Source organism: Paractinoplanes hotanensis (genome assembly GCF_023717965.1).
GTDB classification, from domain to species: Bacteria; Actinomycetota; Actinomycetes; order Mycobacteriales; family Micromonosporaceae; genus Actinoplanes; species Actinoplanes polyasparticus.
Genome location: NZ_JAMQOL010000006.1, coordinates 104,051 through 127,965 on the forward strand (window position 1 = coordinate 104,051; position 23,915 = coordinate 127,965).

The 23,915-nt window shown below is 70.0% G+C and carries 23 protein-coding genes; 9 read left to right on the forward strand and 14 right to left on the reverse strand.

Annotated features, from left to right (window positions below):
- Positions 1 to 7 precede the first annotated feature (7 nt).
- Genes LXN57_RS04825 through LXN57_RS04850 form a run of 6 tightly spaced genes read right to left on the reverse strand, consistent with a single transcriptional unit; the run spans position 8 to position 5,680 of the window.
- Positions 8 to 1,471: a glutathionylspermidine synthase family protein gene (locus tag LXN57_RS04825; RefSeq protein WP_251796763.1), complete on the reverse strand. Its 1,464-nt coding sequence runs from the start codon at positions 1,469 to 1,471 to the stop codon at positions 8 to 10.
- A gap of 2 nt (positions 1,472 to 1,473) precedes the next feature.
- On the reverse strand, positions 1,474 to 1,890 hold the full coding sequence (locus LXN57_RS04830; protein ID WP_251796764.1) for a hypothetical protein: 417 nt from the start codon (positions 1,888 to 1,890) through the stop codon (positions 1,474 to 1,476).
- A 36-nt stretch (positions 1,891 to 1,926) separates the two neighbouring features.
- Entirely contained in the window at positions 1,927 to 2,691 is a 765-nt protein-coding gene (gene fabG / locus LXN57_RS04835) for a 3-oxoacyl-ACP reductase FabG (protein WP_221375793.1), read from the reverse strand.
- Positions 2,692 to 2,741: 50 nt separating this feature from the next.
- The gene (locus tag LXN57_RS04840) at positions 2,742 to 4,388 is read right to left on the reverse strand and encodes an alpha-amylase family protein (protein WP_251796765.1); all 1,647 of its coding nucleotides are present in this window, start codon (positions 4,386 to 4,388) and stop codon (positions 2,742 to 2,744) included.
- A gap of 42 nt (positions 4,389 to 4,430) precedes the next feature.
- Positions 4,431 to 5,351 (reverse strand): hypothetical protein, encoded by a 921-nt coding sequence (locus tag LXN57_RS04845; RefSeq protein WP_251796766.1) that lies wholly within the window; start codon positions 5,349 to 5,351, stop codon positions 4,431 to 4,433.
- Positions 5,348 to 5,680: a PadR family transcriptional regulator gene (locus LXN57_RS04850; protein ID WP_438872831.1), complete on the reverse strand. Its 333-nt coding sequence runs from the start codon at positions 5,678 to 5,680 to the stop codon at positions 5,348 to 5,350. Before LXN57_RS04850 ends, LXN57_RS04845 begins: the two co-directional genes overlap by 4 nt.
- 133 nt (positions 5,681 to 5,813) lie before the next feature.
- Between LXN57_RS04850 and LXN57_RS04855 the strand changes: the two genes are divergently transcribed.
- Positions 5,814 to 6,437, forward strand: coding sequence for a DedA family protein (locus LXN57_RS04855; protein ID WP_251796768.1), 624 nt, complete (start codon positions 5,814 to 5,816; stop codon positions 6,435 to 6,437).
- A 5-nt stretch (positions 6,438 to 6,442) separates the two neighbouring features.
- Here the strand turns inward: LXN57_RS04855 and LXN57_RS04860 are convergent, their stop codons facing one another.
- Together LXN57_RS04860 and LXN57_RS04865 are read right to left on the reverse strand one after the other, a co-directional pair.
- Positions 6,443 to 7,642, reverse strand: a complete 1,200-nt coding sequence (locus LXN57_RS04860; protein WP_251796769.1) for a chitinase — start codon at positions 7,640 to 7,642, stop codon at positions 6,443 to 6,445.
- Positions 7,643 to 7,666: 24 nt separating this feature from the next.
- On the reverse strand, positions 7,667 to 8,905 hold the full coding sequence (locus LXN57_RS04865; RefSeq protein ID WP_251796770.1) for a chitinase: 1,239 nt from the start codon (positions 8,903 to 8,905) through the stop codon (positions 7,667 to 7,669).
- A 201-nt stretch (positions 8,906 to 9,106) separates the two neighbouring features.
- Here LXN57_RS04865 and LXN57_RS04870 point away from each other — a divergent pair, with 201 nt between their 5' ends.
- From LXN57_RS04870 to LXN57_RS04880, 3 genes are all read left to right on the forward strand, one after another.
- Positions 9,107 to 10,270, forward strand: a complete 1,164-nt coding sequence (locus LXN57_RS04870; RefSeq protein WP_251796771.1) for a carboxylate-amine ligase — start codon at positions 9,107 to 9,109, stop codon at positions 10,268 to 10,270.
- A 9-nt stretch (positions 10,271 to 10,279) separates the two neighbouring features.
- Positions 10,280 to 11,650: an FAD-dependent oxidoreductase gene (locus LXN57_RS04875; protein WP_285904590.1), complete on the forward strand. Its 1,371-nt coding sequence runs from the start codon at positions 10,280 to 10,282 to the stop codon at positions 11,648 to 11,650.
- 254 nt (positions 11,651 to 11,904) lie between these two features.
- Positions 11,905 to 13,059: a polysaccharide deacetylase family protein gene (locus LXN57_RS04880; RefSeq protein WP_251796772.1), complete on the forward strand. Its 1,155-nt coding sequence runs from the start codon at positions 11,905 to 11,907 to the stop codon at positions 13,057 to 13,059.
- On the opposite strand, the gene LXN57_RS04885 is transcribed toward LXN57_RS04880, so the two are convergent.
- Entirely contained in the window at positions 13,040 to 13,849 is an 810-nt protein-coding gene (locus LXN57_RS04885) for an Fpg/Nei family DNA glycosylase (RefSeq protein ID WP_251796773.1), read from the reverse strand. The genes LXN57_RS04880 and LXN57_RS04885 overlap by 20 nt on opposite strands.
- Before the next feature lie 152 nt (positions 13,850 to 14,001).
- Here LXN57_RS04885 and LXN57_RS04890 point away from each other — a divergent pair, with 152 nt between their 5' ends.
- The 4 genes from LXN57_RS04890 (at position 14,002) to LXN57_RS04905 (ending at position 17,750) form a co-directional block, all read left to right on the forward strand.
- Positions 14,002 to 15,378: a glycosyl hydrolase family 18 protein gene (locus LXN57_RS04890; RefSeq protein ID WP_251796954.1), complete on the forward strand. Its 1,377-nt coding sequence runs from the start codon at positions 14,002 to 14,004 to the stop codon at positions 15,376 to 15,378.
- A 168-nt stretch (positions 15,379 to 15,546) separates the two neighbouring features.
- Positions 15,547 to 15,801, forward strand: coding sequence for a TetR/AcrR family transcriptional regulator C-terminal ligand-binding domain-containing protein (locus LXN57_RS04895; protein ID WP_251796774.1), 255 nt, complete (start codon positions 15,547 to 15,549; stop codon positions 15,799 to 15,801).
- A 33-nt stretch (positions 15,802 to 15,834) separates the two neighbouring features.
- Positions 15,835 to 16,689 carry a patatin-like phospholipase family protein gene (locus tag LXN57_RS04900; RefSeq protein WP_251796775.1) on the forward strand — a complete coding sequence of 285 codons (855 nt, stop codon included), beginning with the start codon at positions 15,835 to 15,837 and terminating at the stop codon, positions 16,687 to 16,689.
- On the forward strand, positions 16,689 to 17,750 hold the full coding sequence (locus LXN57_RS04905; protein WP_251796776.1) for a 1-acyl-sn-glycerol-3-phosphate acyltransferase: 1,062 nt from the start codon (positions 16,689 to 16,691) through the stop codon (positions 17,748 to 17,750). Before LXN57_RS04900 ends, LXN57_RS04905 begins: the two co-directional genes overlap by 1 nt.
- Before the next feature lie 36 nt (positions 17,751 to 17,786).
- Here the strand turns inward: LXN57_RS04905 and LXN57_RS04910 are convergent, their stop codons facing one another.
- Positions 17,787 to 18,599 (reverse strand): hypothetical protein, encoded by an 813-nt coding sequence (locus LXN57_RS04910; RefSeq protein ID WP_251796777.1) that lies wholly within the window; start codon positions 18,597 to 18,599, stop codon positions 17,787 to 17,789.
- 191 nt (positions 18,600 to 18,790) lie between these two features.
- On the opposite strand from LXN57_RS04910, the gene LXN57_RS04915 reads away from it, so the two are divergent.
- Entirely contained in the window at positions 18,791 to 19,942 is a 1,152-nt protein-coding gene (locus LXN57_RS04915) for an FHA domain-containing protein (RefSeq protein ID WP_251796778.1), read from the forward strand.
- A 43-nt stretch (positions 19,943 to 19,985) separates the two neighbouring features.
- Here the strand turns inward: LXN57_RS04915 and rocD are convergent, their stop codons facing one another.
- From rocD to LXN57_RS04935, 4 genes are all read right to left on the reverse strand, one after another.
- The gene (gene rocD / locus LXN57_RS04920) at positions 19,986 to 21,218 is read right to left on the reverse strand and encodes an ornithine--oxo-acid transaminase (protein ID WP_251796779.1); all 1,233 of its coding nucleotides are present in this window, start codon (positions 21,216 to 21,218) and stop codon (positions 19,986 to 19,988) included.
- Entirely contained in the window at positions 21,215 to 22,021 is an 807-nt protein-coding gene (gene ddaH / locus LXN57_RS04925) for a dimethylargininase (protein WP_251796780.1), read from the reverse strand. The genes rocD and ddaH overlap by 4 nt, the downstream gene beginning before the upstream one ends.
- A 256-nt stretch (positions 22,022 to 22,277) precedes the next feature.
- Positions 22,278 to 22,958: a hypothetical protein gene (locus LXN57_RS04930; RefSeq protein ID WP_251796781.1), complete on the reverse strand. Its 681-nt coding sequence runs from the start codon at positions 22,956 to 22,958 to the stop codon at positions 22,278 to 22,280.
- Between the two features lie 162 nt (positions 22,959 to 23,120).
- Entirely contained in the window at positions 23,121 to 23,729 is a 609-nt protein-coding gene (locus LXN57_RS04935) for an ATP-dependent Clp protease proteolytic subunit (RefSeq protein ID WP_221375774.1), read from the reverse strand.
- Between the last annotated feature and the right edge of the window lie 186 nt (positions 23,730 to 23,915).

Consider the following 23,915-nt stretch of genomic DNA (forward strand, 5'->3'; position numbering starts at 1 on the left):
CACTGCCCTAGCCGTCGGCCTCGATGGTGTGCGGCACGAAGAAGCTCATGTCGTTGGTGACCAGACCCTTGGTGCCGAGTCCCTCGCGGATGCCCATGCCGGCCGGCTCGCCGTCGATCAGCCAGGAGCCGATCACCGGGTGGACCGTGCCCTCGAGCCCCTCGAACGACGGCAGCTCGCACAGCTCCTGCACGACGAAGCGGCCGTCCGACCCGTACTCCGACGGGTTCTCGGTGATCGTCCGGCCGTCGCGCACGAGCGTCACCGAGCCGCCTTCGCGGCCCCAGATCGGCTTCTTGGCGTAGCTGGTCAGCGAGGCCGCCTTGGAGGACTCGGCGAAGTAGGCCGGGAGCAGGTATTTGCTGCGCTCGGGATTGTCGCCGAAGAGCATCCACAGCACGGGCAGCAGCGCCTTGTTGCCGAGCAGGGCGGCCTTGTAGGGCGGCTCGATCCAGACTGTGCCGTGCTTGGTGGGGTCGGCCATGTTGCGGAAGAAGGCCTTGCCGCCCTCCTCCGTCCAGAACCATTCCCACGGGTAGAGCATGAAGATGATGTCGATCGGCTCGGCCGCGTGCTCCTTGCCGGCGCCGGGCACGAAGACCACGCGGTCACCGGCGACGTCCCAGCCGATCTGGCTCATCGCGATCAGCTCGACCGGGTAGCCCGCCTCCTCGGCCGTCGCCATCAGATAGGCGACGTTCATGCGGTCCTCACCCGAGGTCTCCGAGGTCTCGTACGCAAAGAAGATCTTGGGCTTCTCGGGGAGCCACGTGCGGGCCTCGCGCAGCTTGCCGATGTTGCGGCGCCACGCACCCGGATCGCCCGGCTCACCGGGGGCGGCGGGCCAGCCGACGAGCCGGTCGTGAATCGAGTTCCACTGACGCCACGGGTGCTTGGTCAGGTTGGTCTGGTCGGCCCAGTGCCACTGGATGACCGCGCTCTCGACCAGCGAGGTGGGCGTCTGCGCGTTGAACTCGAGCAGCTTGGGCGTGCTGCCGGCGCCGTTGTACCACAGGTCGAAGCGGCCGTAGACGCTCGGCGAGTAGTCCGGCGTCTCCATCGGCAGCCGCATCTCGGGGTCTTTGTCGTAGTGCGTCCACGTCTCGGCGTCGCCGTCGAACCACGTGCGGATGATCTGCTCGTGGGCGAACTCGGGGATGCCGATGCGGGCCAGATAGCAGCTCGACGGGTTGCACACCGACGCGAAGTAGCCGTCCTTGCGGCCCTGCACCGTGTGGCGCGGGCACTGCTTCACCATCCAGTCGCCGGCCTCGAGGCACATCTCGAACAGCGCCGCGGTGGCCGTCTCGAGCTCCTCGATCTCGGCCGCGGTGAAGTCGTAGTACGGGCCCTCCTGCCAGTACGAGACCATCGTGCCGTCGGGCAGTTCGGTGTCGTTGTAGGTCAGGCCGAGGCTGAAGTTGGTGAGCTTCCAGCCGTCGCGGATCGGACCGTGGGGAATTCGGCGCACGCTCAGCCGCCCGAACTCTTGCTGGAACCGCGGGCGGCGCCGCCCTTGCCGACCACGCTGGTCTTCACCGTGCCGTTGCCGATCTTGCCGGAGGCCGGCAGCCCGAACGACTGCCGCGCCGCCCGGTCGTTGTAGGCGAACTTGTTGCCCCCTGCCGGCAGCCTGGAGCCGACCGGGTAGCCCGGCCGATAGGCCGATGAGTACCAGATGAAGAAGGGCAGCGCGCCGATGCCGGATCCGCCGCGGTCGTTGTCGTCGTCGCAGTAGTCCTCGTCGACAACGGTGCCGTTCGCGTCGGCGCAGTAGAAGCCGGCGTCCTGGTAGTCGTCGTCGTTGTCGCACGCGGCCGCGCCGCCCGCCGCGAGGAGCAAGAACGTGCTGGTCAGCGACACGCTGCGCGAGCTCATGCGTCGGTTCATCATCATCTCTTTGTAGCGCCTTTCAGCAACCGCCGGCTACGCGCGGGGCCCTCCGGCAACATAGATGACCTGGCCCGAGACGAAACCGGCACCCTCGCTGACGAGGAAGGATACGGTGTTCGCGACGTCCTCGGGGCGACCCGCCCGGCCGACGGGAATCTGAGCCACCGCAGCCTTCTCGAACTGGGCGAAATCGACCCCGACCCGGGCCGCCGTCGCGGCTGTCATGTCGGTGACGATGAAACCCGGGGCCACCGCGTTGGCCGTGACGCCGTACCGGCCCAGCTCGATCGCGAGGGTCTTGGTGAAACCCTGCAGACCGGCCTTCGCCGCGGCGTAGTTGGCCTGGCCGCGGTTGCCGAGCGCCGAAGTGCTCGACAAGCTGACGATACGGCCCCAACCGGCGTCGACCATGTGTTTCTGCACTGCCCGGCTGAACAGGAACGCGCCGCGCAGGTGGACCGCCATCACGGTCTCCCAGTCGTCGTCGGTCATCTTGAAGAGGAGGTTGTCGCGCAGCACGCCGGCGTTGTTGACAAGCACGGTCGGCGCGCCCAGCTCGGCCGTGACCCGGTCGACGGCGGAGTTGACCTGAATCGGGTCGGAGACGTCGGCCCCGACCGCCAGGGCCGTCCCACCCGCGTCGTGGATGGCCGTCACCGTGTTGGCGCAGGCGCCCTCGTCGAGGTCGACGACCGCGACGGCCATGCCGTCGGCGGCGAGCTTGCGCGCGGTGGCCTCACCGATGCCCCGGGCGGCTCCGGTGACGATGGCAACGCGGGTGGGAGCGGACTGTGACACTATCGGCCTCCATCAATCATTTTGCACTTGGAGTGCACTTTAACCCGCGATCACGCCGTACGCCGTAGGCGAATCCACCGGTATCCGTAGCCGGCAACCTCAACCTTGTCCCATTTGCCCAGCTCCGGGTATTCCTGGTCGGCCAGGACGTCGTTGGGCTGTTCCGCCTCGTCGGCCAGCGAGCTGAGGTCGAGGGTCGCCGCCTCGGTACCCAGGTTGTGCACGAAGACCATCGTGCCGGTCTCGCCGTCGGCGCGGTGGACCAACACACTGGTCGGCGCGGGAATATCGATGTGCGTGCAGCTGCCCGCGCCGACCTCGGGCGCTTCCCGGAGCGTACGGATCATGCGCTCGAACCAGGACAGCAGCGACTGCGGGTTGTGCCGCTGGACGGTCACGTTGACCTTCTCCCAGCCGAAGTCGCCACCCGAGATCACCGGTCGCACCAGGTCACCCGTCTTGGCAGCCGAGAAGCCGCCGTTGGGCAGCTGCGACCACTGCATGCCGGTGCGGATCGCGTGCCGCCCCTCCTGCGTCAGGTCCTCACCCATGCCGATCTCTTCGCCGTAGCGCAGGACGGGCGTGCCGCGCAGGCTGAACTGCAGGGCGTAGGCGAGCTCGATGTGCCGCCGGTCGTTGTTCAGCATCGGGGCCAGCCGCCGCCGGATGCCCCGGCCGTAAAGCTGCATCTCGGGCTCCGGGCCGAACTTCGCGAACACCTCGGCGCGCTGTTCGGTGGTGAGCCGGGACAGGTCGATCTCGTCGTGGTTGCGCAGGAAGGTGGCCCACTGGCCGCCCTGGGGCAGCTTCGGGGTGTCGCGCAGGCCGTCGATGATCGGCTCGGCGTCCTCCCGGGCCAGGGCCAGGATCAGCCGGGTGTTCAGCATGAAGTCGAACAGCATGTGAATGCGGTTGTTGGAGCCACCGCCGTCGCCGAAGAACTTGGAAAGCTCGTCGGGTTCGACATTCGCCTCGGCCAGCAGCACCGCGTCACCCTTGCGCCACTGCACCCACTGCCGCAGGTCGGAGAGGAATTCGAGATCCTTGGTCGCGTTGGGCTCCCCGGGCCGGGTCTCCTCGATGATGAACGGCACCGCGTCCATGCGGAAGCCGGCCACCCCGAGCTGGAGCCAGAACGCGCAGATCTTCTTGATCTCTTCGCGCACGGCCGGGTTGGTGATGTTGAGGTCGGGCTGGAACTTGTAGAACCGGTGGTAATACCAGAGCTTCGCGGTGCGGTCGTAGGTCCAGGTCTCGTCCTGTTCGCCGGGGAAGACCATGCCCTGCTTGCGGTCGGCCGGCTCGGTCTCGGACCAGACATACCAGTCGCGGTACGGCGAGTCGGGCGACGACCGGGCCGACTGGAACCACGGGTGCTTGTCGGAGGTGTGGTTGACGACCAGGTCGATGATCACCTTGATGCCGAGGTTGCCCGCCTCATGCAGCAGCTCGGCGAAGTCACCGAGGTTCCCGAAGCGCGGATCGACGTTGTAGAAGTCGGTCACGTCGTAACCGTCGTCGCGGTCGGGCGACGGGTGGATCGGGTTGAGCCACAGACAGGTGACCCCGAGCCGGGCCAGATAGTCGAGCCGGCCGATCATTCCCCGGATGTCGCCGCACCCGTCCCCGTCGGAGTCGGCGAAGGTGTCGATGTCGGCGCAATAGACAACGGCTTTCTGATACCACCGGTCAGTCATGCCTCTCTACTTCACCCTGACTCCGACGGGCCAAACCGCCGATCAGCGCCCCGACGCCGCCGTCACCCGGCCGCGGCGGTCGAGAACGGACGCGCCCACGAAGGCCACCACCGGCACCACGACCAGCACCGCCCACTGCAGCGGGCTGATCATTCGCGTCGACTCGGGGTGGCCCATGTTGTAGACGATGAACTCGGCGAAACCGAATTCGACCAGCGGCACTGTCGCGAGCACCGGAGCAACCCAGCACAGCAGCCGGGCGCGCAGACGAGGTTCCTGCCTGAAGATCGCCACCGCCGCCAGCGCCACCGCGACCAGAACGAGCATCCATCGCAGCTCGTAGGCGCCGGATGGACCGGATTGCTCAAGCCTGCCCTGCAGCACCAGGACCACTCCGGCGGCCGCAACCCATTGCCAGCTCTTCGGCCGGACGGGGCCCCGATCGGCGACGAGGCCGGCGATCAGCACCAGGGTCGCGGAGACGATCAGCCAGTAGGCATACAACACCGTGGCCGGAGTCTCCACGTAGGAACCGGCCGGAGTCAGGACCTCGCCGGCCAGCCCGGCCGCGGCGCCGGCCGCACCGAGCAGGCGCCACCCGAGCAGGGCGGCCACCAGCGCGACGCCCCAGGCCACGAACCGCACCGAGCTGGTCACCGGGAGGTTCTGCCAGCCGACCTGGTCGAAGTGGTTGACCGTGGCGAGCAACCCGCCGACGAAACGGCGCGACGCGACGGCGAACAGCAGCATCGCCCCGAAGATCTGCACCACGCGGGCCGCCCGGCCCTCGCCGGTCCACAGGCCGCGCAGGTGGGCGGCGACCGCGCCGCGGGCGACGTCGAACACCTGGGCGGGGCCGGGGCGCGGGTCGGCCATGAGGACGCCGAGCATCTCGTCGCCGTATTCCTGGCGGAAGTCACGCGGGTAGAGCGCGAGCAGGCGGCGGTAGCGGATCTCGGTCACGCGGTGGCTCCCCCGAAGTCGGCGCGGCGGGCCCGCAGGCGCCCTTCCGCGATGGTGGCCTGCTCGCGCAGGCGGGCAGTCTCGGCTGTGAGGCTCTGCTCGCCGGCCGCGGTGAGCCGGTAGTAGCGCCGCAGGCGGGACTGGACGATCTCTTCCCGGTCGACCTCGATCAGGCCCTCGCCGCGCAGGCGGTCGAGCGCGGCGTAGAGCGTGCCGGCCCGCAGGCGAACCCGGCCGCCGGTCATCTGCTCGACGTCTTCGGTCACGGCATAGCCGTGCCGGGACTCGCCGGCCAGAGCCGTGAGGATGAGGAAGGTCGGCTCGTTCACGTCCGGAACCATATACCGACCGTCGGCATATACCAATACCCGTCGCCCGCTTCAGGTTCGTTTCAGGTGCGGCGGGTATGAACAGGCGGTGGCTGAAGCGGGTCTGAGTCAGCAAGGCGGGCTGACAGGATGGGTGGCGTCCGTCATCGAGTCGTGGGGCGAGGTGGGCGTCGGCCTGCTTGTCGCGCTGGAAAACCTCGTCCCGCCGATCCCGAGCGAGATCGTGCTGTCCCTGGGCGGCTATCTGGCGAGCGAGGGCCGGGTCAATCTGATCCTGGTCTTCGTGGCGGCCACGCTCGGTTCGGTGGGTGGCGCGCTGCTGCTCTACTGGCTCGGCTACGCCCTAGGCGAGGAGAGGCTGCGCCGCTGGCTCGACCGGATCCCGCTGGTCGATGCCGACGATCTGAGCAAGGCCGACCGGTGGTTCGAGAAGCACGAGAAGGCGGCCGTCCTTTTCGGACGCTGCGCGCCGGTCGTCCGCAGCCTGGTCTCGATCCCGGCCGGCGCCAACCACATGAACCTCGGCCAGTTCGTGCTCTTCACCGCGATCGGCAGCGGCGTCTGGAACGCCGCCTTCGTCGGCGGCGGTTATGCGCTCGGCTCCCGCTACCAGGACCTCGAGACCTACAGCCAGTACTTCGACTACGCGATCTGGGCCTTCTTCATCGTCACGATCGCGAGTTGGGCAATCAAGAAGGTGCGTAAAAGGCGACGCGCGGCCGCTGGACGGAGCGGCCGCGCGTCAGGTGAGCGATAGCTGTTCTAGAAACCGGCGCTGATCCTCGTGAAGGCCCAGTCGGCCTGCGCGATGCCGGAGCAGTTCGAGACCACGCCGCCACCGGCGCAGCCGCGGTCCCGGTTGACCGCCCAGAAGGTGAAGCGCGACAGGCCCTTGCTCTTGGCGTAGTCGCGGATCCGGGTCCACGTGTCGGTGCTGGTGAGCTCCTGCTGGTCGGAGAGCCCGTTCATGCCCGAGATGCCGATGTGCGAGTACGCCTGGGCGTCGGTCCAGCCGAAGGTGGTCTTCAGCAGGTTCTTCAGGCCCTCGGTGGCGCCCACGGTCGAGCCGTACATGTCGGCGCCGCCACCGAAGTCGAACGGCATCTGGGTGAAGATGTCGATGTTCGCGTTCAGCGCCTTGGCCTGCTGCACCAGCCGCGTGCCGTAGAAGTTCGGGCCGGTCGGCGAGGTGCCGAAGGTCAGGATCGTCTTCACCGACGGGTTCTTCTGCTTGACGATCTTCAGCGCGTTCAGGACCCGGTCCTGCACGACGGTGTTCTCGAACTCGTCGGAGTTCTCGATGTCGATGTCGATGGACTTGAGCTGGAAGGCGTCGATGATCTTCTGGTACGCGCCGGCCAGCGCCTCGGGCGTCGAGCAGTTCGGGCCGAGCTTGTTGCCGCTCCACCCGCCGACCGACGGGACGATGTCCATGCCGGCCGCCCGCGCCTGAGCGATGTAGCTGGCGTGCACGCCGCCGGTCAGCCCGGTCTCGCCGTCCCAGGCCGGGTTGCAGCCGTTGCTGGCGAGCACGAACGCGATGGTGAAGGCCTTGACGCCGGTCCCGGCGACCGTGGACGGCGCCGGCGGGTTGCCCCAGCCCGGGTAGACGTACGGCGCGGACGCCATCTTGGTGCCGTTCGACGGCGGCGGCGTGGTGGGCCCGGTCGGGGGCGTGGTGGGCGGCGTCGTCGGCGGCGTGACGCCGCCGCACACGCCGTTGTCGATCCAGACGTCCCACTGTCCACTGTGCGTGGCCGGCGAGTCGTTCTGGGTCCACCACTTGGCGGTGTAGTTGTGGCCGTTCTGCGAGGCGCTGTTGTCCTTGACGTAGACGGCGCTCGAGCTCCAGGCCGGGGCGCATGCGGCAGCCGCGCTCGAGGTCGCCATCGGCAGTACCGCGGCGGCCGTGCCGGCCACGGCGACCGCGCCGAGGACGAGCAACTTCCTGCTCAGTTTCACGGGGATGTCTCCAAGAAAAGGGGGTCAGGGGAGGGTGGCGAGATGGGGCTTGACGGTGTTGGCGAAGCCGTTGCCGTTGGTGACGTCCCAGTTGATCGACCAGGTCATCGCGCCCCGGATGCCCGGGTAGGTGGCCGGCGGCCGGAACGAGCCGCAGTTGGTGGCCTTGGCGAGGCAGTCGAGCGCGTTGTTGACGACGGTCGGGGCGACGTAGCCACCGCCGGCGGCACGGGTGCTCGCCGGCAGGCCGAGCGCGACCTGGTCGGGGCGCAGGCCGCCCTGGGTCTGGATGCAGGCCAGCGCGGTCAGGAAGTTCACCGTGCCCTGGCTGTAGGCGGCGTTGTTGTCGCAGCCGAGCATCGAGCCGGAGTTGTAGAACTGGGTGAACACCACGGTCAGGATGTCCTTGATGCTCAGCGCCAGCGCGAAGTAGGACGACTGCGGCGACTGCATGTCGATCGTCTGCGGCGCCATCGTGATGAGCAGGCTCGCTCCCACCTTGGCCCGCAGGCTGCGCAGCGCCTGCGCCATGTAGGTCGGGTTCAGCCCGTTCTCGAGGTCGATGTCGACGCCGTCGAAGCCGTACGTGGTGATCAGCCGGTGCACCGAGTCGGCGAACGCCGTGGCGGCCGCGGCGCTGTTGACAGCGACCGTGCCCTTCTCGCCGCCGACCGAGATGACGACCTTCTTGCCGCGCGAGTGCAGGGTGGCGATGTCGGCCTTGAACTGCGCGTCGGTGTACCCGCCGACCGCCGCGGCCAGGCCCGGGTCGAGGTTGAAGGTGACCGCGCCCTGGGTGCTGGTGGCGTCCGCGAAGGCAACCGCGATGAGGTCGTAGTTGTTCGGGACGGCGGCGAGCTTGAGCGGGGCGGCCCCGTTGTCGAAGTTCTGCCAGTAGCCGGTGAGGAAGTGCTTGGGCAGCTGACCGTTCGACGGCGGAGTGGTCGGCGGCGTCGTGGGCGGCGTGGTCGGCGGCGTGGTCGGCGGCGTGGTCGGCGGCGTCGTCGTGCCGCACGCGCCGTCGTTCCTCCAGACGTCCCACTGTCCACTGTGGGTGGCCGGCGACTCGTTCTGGGTCCACCACTTGGCGCTGTAGTTGGCGCCGTTCTGCGAGGCGGTGTTGCCGCCCACGTAGACCTGCGAGGCGCTCCACGCCGGCGCGCAGGCCGCGGCGGCTGACGCCGTACTGGTGAAGTAGGTCGCCGCGCCACCGGCGACCAGCGCCGTGACGGTCGCCAGGATTACCGATCTGGATCGCCTCATGGCCATCCCCTCCACCCGAACCCAATGAGATGTATCAATCATTAGGACTGTTAACAGTAAAAGTCCAGAGGGCCGGACCTTAAACATCCTTAAAAGGCCCGCCCCCTGCGCACACGGGCGCAGCCATCGACGGCACTGGATACCGCGGCCCGGCCGGGAGGGAACAGTTTCTGTGGGACAAATACCGGGTAAATGCCGCCCATGGACAACTCGGACTCGATCGTCATCGACCCGGAACTGGCCGAGAGAGCCGAGTCGGACGATCTGCACACGCTGGGCGTCGAGGAGGAATACCTCCTGGTGGACGCCGTCGAGCCGCGGGCGGTCGAAGCAGTCGAAGAGGTCTTCGACCAGCTGCCGGCCGAGACGCGCGACTCGGTGCAGCACGAGTTCATGCGCAGTCAGATCGAGGTGGCCAGCCCGCCCCAGCTCGAGCTCGACGCCCTCGCCAAGGCCCTGCGCGAACTGCGCGCCACGGTGGCCGACGCGGCCGAGGCAGCCGGTGCGCGACTGCTGGCGATCGGCACCGGCCCGGCCACCGGCGGGCACATCCGGGTCGTCGACAACCCCCGCTACCACCGCATGCGGGAGCGCTTCGGCGACCTCTCCCCCGGCGCCGGCATGTGCGGCACCCACGTGCACGTCAGCATCCCCGACGACGAGACCGGCGTGCAGGTGCTCAACCATCTGCGTCCGTGGCTGCCGATCTTCCAGGCCGCCACGGTCAACTCGCCGCTGTTCAAGGGCCGGGACACCAGCTACGCGAGCTGGCGCTTCATGCTCTGGGAGCGCTGGCCCACCGTGGGCCCCGCGCCCTACCTGCGCTCGTTCCAGGACTACGAGACGATGATCGCCGACCTCGAGGCGAGCGGCGCCATGCTCGACGAGGGCATGCTCTACTGGTACGCCCGGCTGTCCGCGCGCTACCCCACGGTCGAGATCCGCATGGGCGACGTCATGCCCACCGCCGACGACGCGGTGCTGCTCGCCGCCCTGGCCCGGGCGCTGGTCGCCACCCTCGTGAAAGAGGTGCGCGCGGGCGTGCCCGCGCCCGACGTGCCGCACCCCCTGCTGACGGCCGCGCACTGGCGGGCCGCGCACGACGGCCTCGAAGGCCTGAACATCGACATGGCTACCCGGGAGCCTCGGCCGGCCTGGAAACTGATGCGCCAGCTGTTCGACTACGTGCGCCCCGAACTCGAACGCCACGGCGACCTCGAGACGGCCACCACGCTGATGGGGCGGCTGCGCGCGCACGGCACCGGCGCCGCCCGCCAGCGGGCGATCCTGGCCCAGGGCGGCTCGGTGGCCGATGTCGTCGACCGGTTCGCCCGGCTCACCCGCGGGGGGCGGCCGGAAAAGTAGGCTGGCGGCGTGAAACTCGTCGTCATCGGCGGGGACGCCGCCGGAATGTCGGCCGCCTCTCAGGCCCGCAAGCGCCTGAGCCGCGGCGACCTGTCCATAGTCGTGTTCGAGCGGGGGCACTACACCTCGTACTCGGCCTGCGGCATCCCGTACTGGATCGGCGGCGCCGTCGACGACGCCGACAAACTCATCGCCCGCACGCCCGACGAGCACCGCCGGGCCGGCATCGACGTGCGGCTGCGGCACGAGGTTGTCGGCATCGATCTCGACCGGCGCGAGGTGCTCGTCCACGACCTCGACGGTGGCGGCGAGGTGCGGGAGCCCTTCGACCACCTGATGTACGCCGCCGGCGCGACGCCGTTCACGCCCGAGTGGGCACGGGTGCGCGACGCGGGCGTTTTCGGCGTGCAGACGCTCGGCGACGGCGAGGCCATCCACGCCTGGCTCGACCGGGAACCGCAGCCGCGGCGGGCCGTGGTCATCGGCGGCGGCTACATCGGCGTCGAGATGGCCGAGGCGATGGTGCTGCGCGGGCTGACCGTCACGCTGCTCGAGAAGTCGCCGCAGCCGATGGGCAAGACCGTCGACCCCGACATGGGCGCGCTGGTGCAGAAGGCGATCCGCGGCCTCGGCATCGAGGTCGTCACCGACACGCACGTCGAGGGCCTGCAGACCGAGGACGGCCGGGTGCGGGCGGTGGCGACGCCGGACGGCATGCTGCCGGCCGACGTCGTGGTGCTGGGTCTGGGCGTACGCCCGAACACCGCGCTGGCCCGGGCGGCCGGCCTTCCGCTGGGCCCGACCGAGGGCGTACGCACCGATCTGCGCATGCGGGTCGAGGGGCTCGAGGGCGTCTGGGCCGCCGGCGACTGTGTCGAGACCCGTCACCTGCTCACCGGCCGGCCCGTGCACGTGCCGCTGGGCACCCACGCCAACAAACAGGGCCGGGTGGCCGGCATCAACATCGGCGGCGGGTACGCGACGTTCCCCGGTGTCATCGGAACTGCGGTCACCAAGGTCTGCGACCTCGAGGTGGCCCGCACCGGCCTGACCTCGAAGGAGGCCCGGGCGGCCGGCTACTCCTTCGTCACGGCCACCATCGACTCGACCAGCCGGGCCGGCTATTACCCCGGCGCCGAGCTGATGACGGTCAAGCTGATCGCCGAGCGCCGCACCGGCCTGCTGCTCGGCGCCCAGATCGTCGGCCGGGCGGAGGCAGCGAAGCGGATCGATGCCCTCGCCGTCGCCACCTGGAACCGGATGACGGTCGAGGAGATGACGGCGCTCGACCTCAGCTACGCGCCGCCCTTCGCGCCGGTGTGGGACCCGGTGCTGATCGCTGCCCGAAAGGCCACCGAGGCGGTACACGCCAGCCTTTGACCGTATTTGTGGTTCGAGGGTTACGGAGCGCTGCCAGCAGTTATCGCTCTCGGTAGCACGGCGACCACCGATATGGTCTCGCGCATGATCATGGGGCACGGTAGGCATGCAGCATGTCGCCGCAAACGCCCCGGATTCCGACGCAGGGCCACGCTTCGGCGGAGCCCTCCTCCGGGCGGCACCGGCGACCCGAATCCCTGGCCGACGTCAGTGTCCGGAGCGGGCCGCGCGTCGCCGTCACCACGCTCGCCGACGTGCCTTCCGTACCCCGCGCCGCGCGCCACTCGCGCCCGGTCCGCGGCGGGCGGCACGCCGCCGTGAGCCCACCGGCCGGCCGCCCGCCGACCGCCGGCAGCCACCGCGCCCCCGGCACCCTGCCCATCGAGAACTGGCTGCTCATGGGCCGCACCCGGCAGGGCGCCCTGCTCGCCTCGCTGGTCGCGATCGGCGCGCTGCTGCTGGCCATGCCGGCCGAACAGCGCCGCGACAGCTTCGACGCGGTGAACGCGGCCGCCCAGGCGGTGGCCGGCGTGCAGACCGAGAAGAAGACCCCGCGCCCGGTCGCCCCGCCGCCGGCCGAGGAGTCGAGCGACGAGAAGGACTCCGCACCGGCCGAGGAGGACGCCCCCGAGAAGGCCGAGCCCAAGCCGAGCGCGCCCGCGAAGTCACCGGCGGTCCCCACGCGGGAAGCGACCGAAGCCGCCGGGCAGAAGAAGGAAGAGCCGACGGCTGGTCCGGGCCGGTCGCTGCGCACCACCGGCAGCGAGGTCGTCGCGCTCACCTTCGACGACGGCCCCGACCCGGTGCAGACGCCCCGGATCCTCGCCCTGCTCGGCAAGTACCAGGTCAAGGCCACGTTCTGCCTGGTCGGCGTGCAGGTCCAGCGGCACCCCGGCATCGTTCGCGAGATCGCCGCTGCCGGGCACACGCTGTGCAACCACACGTGGGACCACAGCCTGACAATCGGTAAGGACAAGCCGGCCCAGATCAAGGCCGACCTCGACCGGACGAACGCCGCGATCCAGTCGGCCGTGCCGGGCGCGCCGATCCCGTTCTTCCGCGCCCCCGGCGGCAACTTCACCGACCGTCTGGTCAGCGTGGCCGGCACCGGCGGCATGACGTCGATCTACTGGGAGGTCGACCCGCGCGACTGGGAGCACCCCGAGAAGGAGACCGAGGCCCAGCACATCGCGCGGGTTGTCGGCAGCGTACGCGAGCAGGTGAGGCCCGGCGCCATCGTGCTGTCACACGACTTCAACCAGCCTGCCACCATCGCCGCGTACGAAAAGCTTCTGCCCTATCTGTCCGAGAACTTCAAGCTGGGCATCCCCGAGATCGACCCGGCCGGCCCGGCCGCGAGCGCGCTGCCGCCCTCAGCGGAGGCGCCCGCTATCCCGGCTGACAGCTAGGACACCAGTAGAGGTTGCGCCCGGCCAACGGCCCGCGCGCCACCGCAGTGCCGCAGACCAGGCAGGGCTGCCCCGGCCGGCGGTAGACATAGACCTCGCCGCCGTGCCGGTCGACCCGCGGCGCCCGCTGCATGGCCTCCGGCGTGTGCTGGGTGTGCACGGTGTCGATCCGCCCCCGCACCACGCCCTCTTTCATGAGCGCGCGCAGGTCGGTCCAGATCTCGTCCCAGCACTCCGCGCTGATCGCCCGCCCCGGCGTCGTCGGCGCCAGCCCCGCCCGGAACAAGACCTCGTTGGCATAGATCAGCCCGCAGCCGGCGACGATCGACTGGTCGAGCAGCAGCGCGAAGACCGCCTTGGCGCTGGCCCGCACCCGCTCCCCCGCCACCCGCGAGTCGGCATCATCCCGCAGCGGGTCGGCGCCCAGCCGATCCCGCAACATCTGAGCCTGCGCCGGATCGAACACCTCGCAGGCGGCGGGCCCCCGCAGTTCGAGCCAGTGCGAATCCCCGACGATTAGCATGCGCACCTGCCCCACCGGCTCGGGCACCGGCAACGGCCCGTCGGCAAACTTCCCGTACAGCCCGAGATGCACGTGCACACTGAGGTCACCCTCATAGTGGTGCAACAAGTGTTTCCCGTACGCCTCGGTGTCGACCAGCCGCCGCCCGTCAACCTCCGCGGCGCCGCCCGCGAACCGCCCCTGCGGGCTGCTGACCCGGAGCCGCTCCCCCGCGAAGAGCTCGCGATGCCGCCCCGCCAGCCGATGAATGGTGTGTCCCTCTGGCACGGTCGCCAACGGTACCCAGCCGCACCGAATTCACGCCATTCGAGCTTGCGAGCGGCTTGTCCGAGTTGACCCGAGCACAGGCGGCACGCAGCACAGCATCCGGCGGTCGGCGGGCTATTTACAAATAAACTTAACAGTATTCATACTTGGCTATGCGCCGATCGATGATCTTCGCCATGGCCGCGGTGCTTGCGGCTGGTGGCGGCACTGTGTACCTCGCTTCCAGCGCCAGCGCAGCCGCCGCCTGCGCGCCGGCGTGGAGCTCGAGCGCCGTCTACGTCAAGGACAACAGCGCCTCGCAGAACGGCCACAACTACACGGCCAAGTGGTGGACGCAGAACGAGTCGCCGTCCACCCACAGCGGGCAGTGGGACGTCTGGATCGACAACGGGGTCTGCGGTGGCACCACGCCCCCGACGACGCCGCCCCCGACTACCACCCCGCCCGCCACGACGCCGCCACCAACCACTCCGCCACCGACCACTCCGCCGCCGGCGACGAACCTGCCGAAGCGTGCGCTGATCGGCTACCTGCACGCCAGCTTCGCCAACGGCTCCGGCTACCTGCGCATGGCCGACGTGCCGAACAACTGGGACATCGTCAACCTGGCCTTCGGCGAGCCGACCACGGCCACGTCGGGTGACATCCGGTTCAGCCTCTGCCCGGCCGCGGAGTGCCCGGGGGTCGAGACCGAGGCCCAGTTCATCGCGGCCATCCGGGCCAAACGCACCGCCGGCAAGAAGGTGCTGCTGTCGATCGGCGGCCAGAACGGCCAGGTGCAGCTGACCACGACCGCCGCGCGCGACAAGTTCGTCAGCTCGGTCAGCGCGATCATCGACAGGTACGGCCTGGACGGCGTCGACGTCGACTTCGAGGGCCACTCGCTGTCGCTGAACACGGGCGACACCGACTTCAAGAACCCGACCACGCCGGTCATCGTCAACCTGATCTCGGCGCTGCGGAGCCTCAAGGCCCGGTACGGCGCGAACTTCGTGCTCACGATGGCTCCCGAGACGTTCTTCGTGCAACTCGGCTACCAGTACTACGGCTCAGGCCCGTGGGGCGGCCAGGACCCGCGCGCCGGTTCGTACCTGCCGGTGATCCACGCGTTGCGCAACGACCTCACGGTGCTGCACGTCCAGGACTACAACTCCGGCTCCATCATGGGCCTGGACAACCAGTACCACTCGATGGGCGGCGCGGACTTCCACATCGCCATGACCGACATGCTGCTGGCCGGCTTCCCGGTGGCGGGCAACACCGCGAACGTGTTCCCGGCGCTGCGCGAGGACCAGGTCGCGTTCGGCGCTCCGTCATCCGTGAGCGCCGGCAACGGTTACGTCGCGCCGGCGGCGGTGCAGCAGGCAGTGGGCTGCCTGGTGCGGGGCACGAACTGCGGCTCGTACAGCCCGCGCAGCGGCACGAACCCGGACTTCCGCGGGCTGATGACCTGGTCGATCAACTGGGACAAGTTCTACAACTACGAATTCCAGAACCAGAACGGGGTGTATTTGAAGTCGCTGTCGTAGGCATCAGAAGCGACAGGGTCAAGAGCCAGATGTCGTAGCGGGGTGGTGGGTGCGGTTCGCTGCTCCCGCCGAGGGCCCGGGCGGGACGAGCAGGGCGCTGGCGCGCCCAGGACGCTCGACCCACCCGGGCGACCTGCGTGAGCGGTTGCGCTCAAAGCCCGAACAGCGATGGTCGTCCTCCAGGCCGAGCGAGCCTGGGGGAGGCGCAGCCGGGCCGAGCCGGTTCCGGGCGGCCTATGGTCGGGCTGTACCGGCGGCGACCGGCGCGGCGAGGTCCCCGACCGGCCGCGCCCGGCGCGGGTCGTCAGCCTGCCGTTCGACCTGCTGCGGCACGAGATGCTCATGACGATGCGCCCGGTGCCGGACGAGGTGATCACCGGGATCGTGGACGACATCTGGCTGCCGCTGCTGACCCGGCCGTGACGGCCGGGGCGCCGGTGATGACACCATGAAGCCATGGTCAATAGCCCGATCGCGTTCGTGCTCGGCGGTGGCGGCGTGCTCGGCGCCGTCGAGGTGGGCATGCTGCGTGCCCTGTTCCGTGCCGGGTTCCGGCCGGACGTGGTGGTCGGCACCTCGATCGGCGCGGTGAACGGCGCCCTCGTGGCGTCCGATCCGAACGAGGCTGTCACGGATCGGCTCGTACGGCTGTGGACCTCGCCCGAGGCGGCCACCGTCTACGGCGATTCGATCGGGCGGCAGTTGCGCCGCTTCGCCGCCCGCACCCACCTGCACTCGCCGCTGCCGCTGCGCCGTCTGCTCGAGAGTGAACTGGGTGAGGGCTCGACCTTCGCCGACCTGAAGGTTCCGTTCCACTGCTGCGCGGCCAGCATCGAGCGGGCGGCCGAGCACTGGTTCGACAGCGGTCCGCTGGTCGACGCCGTGCTGGCCTCGTCGGCCGTGCCCGGTCTGCTGCCGCCGATGGAGATCGCCGGCGAACACTTCGTGGACGGTGGGATCGTCAACTCGATCCCGATCGGCGAGGCGGTGCGGCTCGGCGCCAAGCTGATCTTCGTCCTGCAGGTGGGCCGGGTGGAGCGTCCGCTCGCCGTTCCCCGCCGGCCGTGGGAGGTGGCCCAGGTGGCCTTCGAGATCGCCCGGCGGCATCGCTTCGCCCGCGAGCTTGCGGCCCTGCCCGACGATGTACGGGTGCACGTTCTTCCCACCGGCGGCGGCGAGGGCCGCGACGACAGCCCCTGGGCCTACCGCGACATGGCTGCGGTAGGCCGTCGTATCAGCCGCGCCTACACCGCGTCCCGTCGCTACCTGGCCGCCAACGTCCTGCCGCTGCCCGGGCCGGACGTGCCCTGATGCCGCTGCCGCCGATCTGGGTCCGCCGCCTGGTCATCGCCCCCGCCGTCGTGGTGCTGGCCATTGCGCTGCTCACCACGTTGCCGATCTGGCTGGTGCTGGCTCTGCTGGCATCGCCGATGGTCCCCGGCCACCTGCGGGTGCCCCGGCTCGTGCTGCTGGCCGTCCTGTATCTGCTGTGGGACGCGATGGCACTGGTCGTGCTCGCGGCGCTGTGGGTCGCGTCCGGCTTCGGCTTCAAGATTCGCAGCCCCCGCTTCCAACGCGCCCACTACGTGGTGACCGGCCGCTTCTTGGCGCTGCTGTTCTGGATCGCGAAGTGGGCCCTGCACCTGACCGTCGACGTGGTCGGCACCGACCCCGACACGGCGCTGCCGGGCCGGCCCGAGATCGTGGTGAGCCGGCACGCCGGGCCGGGCGACTCGTTCGTCCTGATCCATGCGCTGACCAACTGGTTCCAGCGCGAGCCGCGGATCGTCCTCAAGGCCACGCTGCAATGGGACCCGGCCGTCGACGTGCTGCTCAACCGGCTGCCGAACAGGTTCATCTCGCCCGGTCGCACCGGCACGAGCACCCTCGAGCAGCAGATCGGCGAGACGGCCACCGGCCTCGACGACAACGACGCCTTCGTGATCTTTCCCGAGGGCGGGAACTTCACGCCGCGCCGCCGCACCAGCGCCATCGCCCGGCTCAAGGCGCGCGGCCTGGCCGACGCCGCCGAGCGGGCCGAAAATCTGCGGCACCTGCTGCCGCCCAAGCCGGGCGGGCTGTTCGCGGCGATCGACGCGGCGCCCGACGCCGGGGTCGTCTTCGTGGCCCACACCGGGCTCGACCGGATGGTGACCGTCACCGACGTCTGGCAGGAGCTGCCGATGGACAAGCGGCTGGTGATGAAGTTCTGGAGCGTCCCGCCCGACGAGATCCCCGCCGGCGAGGAGGAGCGGGTCGCCTGGCTGTACGACTGGTGGGCGCGGATCGACTCGTGGATCGAGGAGCACCACCCCGCGTTCCGCCCGTTGAGCACCGACTGGACCGCGCGCAGATCGGCGGCGGACGTCTGAGACGCCCGCCGCCGAGGATCGCTGGGAGAGCCGGGATCAGCTGCCGAGAGAGTTGTAGAGGCTGTCGGGCGCCTCGGTCACCTCGGTGGCAGCCGGCTTGGTGACGCTCACGGGAGCGCCGTAGTCGCTGTAGAGCACCTTCAGGGGCTGCGCGGCCTGACCGTTGACGGCCGGGATCTCGATGGTCAGCTCGGACAGCCGGCCCTGGTCGTCGGTGGTCGCGGTGAACGGCACCTTCTCGGCCTGCGCGCCCGACTCGTCGATGGTGACCTGCGAGACGCCGGCCAGGCCGACGGCCTTGGTCAGATCGAGCGTCCCGGCGTACGCGTTGGCGCCGGTCGACCGTACGTCAGTGGCCGAACTCAGCAGTTTCGACGTGTTCACCGGGTCGAGCTGGCCGGGGCGCAGGCCCACGTTGGCCCCCTCGGGCAGGCGCGCGACGTCGACATGGGTCCACGTGCCGGCCTTGGTGAAACCGGGCACCTGAAGGTAGAGGTCCTGACCGGTCAGCAGGGTCTTGATGCTGAGCTCGGCGTTGGGCCCGGTCGCCTTGAGATCGGCCTCGCCCACACCCTGCGCCGGGTCGACCGCGCCGGTCAGCTTGAAGCCGGACCCCGACGTGGCGGTCATCTTGAAGCTGGTCGTGCCGAGCTGCGAGGTCGCCTTCGTGAGCGCCTCGACCGCCGCCGGGTCGGCCGCACTCACCGAAGCCGATGCCGACCCCGTGGCCGGCGCCGACGCCGGCGCCGAGGCCGAGCCGGACGGAGAAGTGGAGTCGCAGCCGGCCAGCGCCAGCGCGGCTGTCGCCATCGTCGCGATTCCCAGCTCCGCGAGCCGTGGTGTCCGCATGTCCGTCCCTTCAGCCCGGCCGGCCCGTCGATGGGCCGGCTCTGTGACCCCCGTCAATTCCCGATAGCCGGGAAAGGCAAACGGACACGACGGACAACCGGACCGTCACTGAGGGGTGTGATGACCGCCTCCGCAGCGCACACGGCATGATTGCCGTTGCACAGACACCCGCCGACCATCCGGGAGGACTCGTGAGATTCGAGGTCAGCAAGGTCCTCGACGCCATCGAGGTGCGCCTCACCACCGATCCGGCGCTCGCCCGCGCAGTGGTCGACCTGTCGGAGATCGTGCGTTACGCCGACCTCGACGGCGGCCGCCCGGCCAGCTCGGTGCGCCTCGGTCTCGTCGTCGACGCCCTCGGCAAGCGACTCTCGGAAGAGAACGTGCCGGTCTTCGTGGTGGCCCCGCGCGGCCTGCTCTCGGACACCGATCTCACCTCGAACGAGCGCATGGTCATCCGCCGCTGGGCCGACGACGGCAAGGTCGAGGTCGTGCCCCAGCTCGACGACCGCGTCTTCGAGGTGGCCGAGCTGCTCGGGCTGCCGGTGCTCACCCGCACCCGCGGCACCAGCGAGCGGCACCCCTGGGTCGACGAGCCCGGCCGCCTGCTGGCCGCGGTCGCCGGCGAGGGCGGCAGTACGGTGCTGATGGCCCGCGTCGGCCGGGGCGAGCCTCCGCAGGCGGCCGAGCGTTCCCCGCTGGGTGAGCGCCTGCTGGCCCGGGTCTGGAGCTGCCCCGAGCCCAACTGCACGAGCTTCGGCTCCGGCGGCGACCCGGACAGCCCGTTCGCCGACATGCGCACCTACACCAGCCCGGTCTCCCAGCCGCCGCCGTCGCTGCGCGGCGGCGTGCCCAGCTGTCCCCGGCACGGCGCCCAGCTGCGGGACGCGGGCCCCCGGGCGGCGGTCGAGGTTCTCTCGGTCCGCATCGACGGCGTCGTCCGCCGCCGGTTCGTGGTCTCGACCGACGAGCCGGTCGTGGTCGGCCGGGCGCCCGAGGGCGGCCGGGGCGTCATGCTCGGCCAGTGGCTGACCGACGACGCCCGCAAGTGGATCAGCCGTGGGCACGTGCAGTTCACCCTGCGCACCGACGGCAACCTGACGGTGCAGGACATCAGCACCAACGGCAGCGGTGTGCGCCCCGGCGGCACGGTCAACGACGACGAGCGGGTCGCCCTGCACCGTCAGGAGAGCCGCACCCTGGCCGCCGAGGACGTGGTCGAGCTCTACGCCGGCGTCCAGGTGGGCCGGTCCAAGATGTGGGCCACCGGCGGCGTCGTCCAACCCGAATCGGTGATGGCCGAGGCGCCGACGATGGCCCTCCGAAAGTTTGAGCGAGGCTAGTTCAGGATCGCCGGCTCTACCAGGCGATCGCGGAGAAACTGTTTTACTGCGCTTCTCCGCGATCGCCGCGGAGAAGTGCTGCCAGCTGGTCGACGGCGTGGTCGATCTCTTCCGCGGTCACGACCAGCGGCGGCGCCAGGCGGATCGTCGAGCCGTGCGTGTCCTTGGCGAGCACGCCGCGCTCGGCGAGCCGCTCGCACGCCTGACGGCCGGTGAGCAGCGTGGGGTCGATGTCGACGCCGGCCCAGAGCCCACGCCCGCGCACCGCGATCACACCGTGGCCGATCAGCGCGTTCAGCCGGGCGTGCAGGTGCTCGCCCAGCTCGGCGGAGCGCCGCTGGAACTCGCCGGTGGCCAGCAGGCGCACCACCTCGCCGCCGACCGCGCAGGCCAGCGGGTTGCCGCCGAACGTCGAGCCGTGCTCGCCCGGCTTGAGGACACCCAGCACGTCACGGTTGGCGGCCACGGCCGAGACCGGCACGATGCCGCCGCCCAGCGCCTTGCCCAGCACGTACATGTCGGGGACGACACCCTCGTGCTCGATGGCGAACGTGCGGCCGGTGCGACCCAGACCCGACTGGATCTCGTCGGCCACCAGCAGCACGTTGTGCTCGTCGCAGAGCGCCCGCACCGCGGCGAAGTAGCCGGCCGGGGGCACGAGCACGCCGGCCTCACCCTGGATCGGCTCCATCAGCACGGCGACCGTGTTGGGGGTGACCGCCTCGCGCAACGCGGCCTCATCGCCGTACGGAACGATGGTGAAACCCGGGGTGTACGGGCCGAAGTCGGCCTTCGCGTCGGGGTCGGTCGAGAAGCTGACGATCGTGGTCGTGCGCCCGTGGAAGTTGTCGGCGGCCACAATGATCTCGGCCTGGCCGTCCGGCACGCCCTTGACCTGGTAACCCCACTTGCGGGCGACCTTGATCGCGGTCTCCACGGCTTCGGCCCCGGTGTTCATCGGCAGCACGAGCTCCTTGCCGCAGAGCTCGGCCAGCGAGCGGCAGAACTCGGCGAACTGGTCGTGCACGAACGCCCGGCTGGTCAGCGTGATCCGGTCGAGCTGCGCGTGCGCGGCGGCGATCAGCCCGGGGTGCCGGTGCCCGAAGTTCAGCGCCGAGTAGCCGGCCAGGAAGTCGAGGTAGCGGCGGCCGTCGACGTCGGTGACCCAGGCGCCCTCGCCCTCGGTGATCACGACGGGCAGCGGGTGGTAGTTGTGGGCGGTGTAGCGCTCGGCCTCGGCCAGCTCGGCCGGTGTCCGGTTCTCGACGGTCGTCACGATCGCACCTCCAGCGTGCAGCACTTGGGTCCGCCGCCGGCCTTGCGCAGCTCGGAGACGTCGACCCCGACGGTCTGGTAGCCCGCGGCCCGCAGTTCGGCGGCCAGGTGGGTGGCCTGAACCGGCAGGACCACCGTACGGCCGTCGCTGACCGCGTTGAGGCCGAGCACCGCGGCGTCCTGCTCGTCGGCGATCACCGCGTGCGGGTAGAGCTGCTTGAGCACGGCCTGGGAACCGGGCGAGAAGGCGGCCGGCAGGTACGCCACGTTGGTGTCGTCGAGCACGCAGAGCGCGGTGTCGAGGTGGTACAGGGATGGGTCGACCAGTTGCAGCGTGATCACCGGGCGACGCAGCACCTCCTGCGTCTCGGCGTGCGAGGCGTGCGCCGTGCGGAAGCCGGTGCCGGCCAGCAGCACGTCGCCGGCGAGCAGGATGTCGCCCTCGCCCTCGTTGGTGTGCTTCGGCTCGGTCACCTCGAAGCCGTGCTCGCGGAACCAGGCCGCGTACGCCGGGGCTTCGTCGGCCCGCTCGGCGTCGCGGAACTGCACGGCCAGCACACGACCGTCGACCACCGTGGCGCCGTTCGCGGAGAAGACCATGTCGGGCAGCCCCGGCAGCGGCTCGATCAGCTCGACCGTGTGACCCAGGTCGAGGTACGTCTGCCGCAGGTTCTCCCACTGCTGGACGGCGAGCGCGTTGTCGTAGGGCGCCGTGGGATCCATCCACGGATTGATGCGGTAGGTCACCGCGAAGTGGGTGGGCCGGCACATGAGGTAGCGGCGCGGCGAAGCCGTGGTCGTCATGGCTGAAACGCTAGGCGGGCGACCCCGTCGCAGGCCTCAGTTCAACCCTGCAAGCTGCTTTCGATCATTGCGTGCTCGGGGTCCTCGGCGGAGATTCGTTGCAAACACACCTCGCGGGTGGCCTGAACCAGGCCACCCGCGAGATCAAGTGTTGCCGGCGCACCGCCGGGCGTTTCCGGGGCGGGACTGATCAGCGTCAGTCCCGGTTCCGATCCTTGCTTCCGGCGCATCGCCGTCGGCGAATGTCAGATACCCGTCAGAAGCGGTCGATAAACCGTGCGTCAAGCCACTCGCGAACCGTGTTCACCGGCTGGGCGTCGGTGCCCAGCCAGCTCAGCGCACCGGTCAGCGCGAGCACGCCGAGCACGATCGCGCCCAGCGAGAGGATCATTCCGAGCAGGGCGTCGGTCTTGCCGGCCACGTGACGCTTGCCCGTGGCGTGGATGCCGCTGAGCGACAGCACCAGGGCCAGACCGGCGACGCCGAGGCCGTAGCCCATCAGGGGGCCCGAGAGCACGAGCAGCACCGAGGCCACCGCGAGGATCAGGCCGAGGGTGGCGAGCAGGCTGGCCCGCGGCTTGGGGCCGGTGGCGACCGGGTGGTCGACGGCGGCCGATCCGGTCGGTCGGGCCGTCGTCGTCGTGGCCGGGCCGCCCGTCGTCGTGGCCGGCGCCGGGTGGGCCGTCGCCGGCCGGGCCGTCGTCGTGGCGGCCGGAGGCGGGGGCGGCGTGTCGGTGCGGCTCGCGTGCTTGGGTGCGGGCGGTAGGTCGGTCAGCGTGTCGGGCTCGTCGCGACGGGCGCGCACCGGGGTCGGAGCGGGACGCACCTCGGTGGTGTTGTCCTCGTCCGGCCGGGTGACCGTGCCGGTTGCGGCCGGTCGCTCGGGCGTCTCCGAGGTATCGCTCGTGGACTGGCGGGAGAACGTCGGGAGCCTCACGTCAGCACCTCCTTGACAGATTCGGGGGATGCTTTGGTGTACCCCGAACCGCCGAAAACGACACAACGGCCGTGCGGCACCCGCCGCACGACCGTTGTTTCAGCTGCTCAGAGCGTTCCCACGACACGCTCGAACGTTGCTCAGGCGTTGCTCAGACGTGGCTCAGACCAGCGAGGTCGTGTTCGTGACCTGGTTGGCCTTGCTGATCACGTGGTCGACCAGCCCGTAGTCGCGGGCCTGCTCGGCGGTGAACCAGCGGTCACGGTCGGAGTCGGCCTCGATCTCCTCGGGCGTGTGGCCCGAGTGGAAGGCGATCCGCTCGTTCATCACGTTCTTGATGTGCAACATGCTCTCCGCCTGGATGGCGATGTCGGCCGCGGTGCCGCCGATGCCGCCGGACAGCTGATGCATCATGATCCGCGCGTGCGGCAGCGCGTACCGCTTGCCGGGCGTGCCCGCGCAGAGCAGGAACTGCCCCATGGAGGCGGCCATGCCCATCGCGATCGTGGCCACGTCGTTCTTGATGTACTGCATCGTGTCGTACACCGCCATGCCGGCGCTGATCGAGCCGCCGGGCGAGTTGATGTAGAGCGCGATGTCCCTCTCGCTGTCGGCCGAGGCCAGCAGCAGCATCTGGGCGCAGATGCGGTTGGTCACCTCGTCGTTGACCTCACTGCCGAGAAAGATGATCCGCTCCCGGAGCAGCCGCTCGAACACCTGGTCATCGAAGGATGCGCCGCCGCCCCGCATCGTCAACTCGTCAACACTCATGACAACACCCTCTCGCATCCGCCGCGGGACCTGTCACCCGACCGGCCATTCGACGTACCCCAGTCTCCCCAGACCGGCCCCGACCTCCCAGCGATTCCCCTGTAGGCGAATCCGCTGACGGCGGAACTGGGCCTGGCGCCACGCCCGACAGGTGGTATCCCAGGGCCTCACCGGTACCAACCGTGA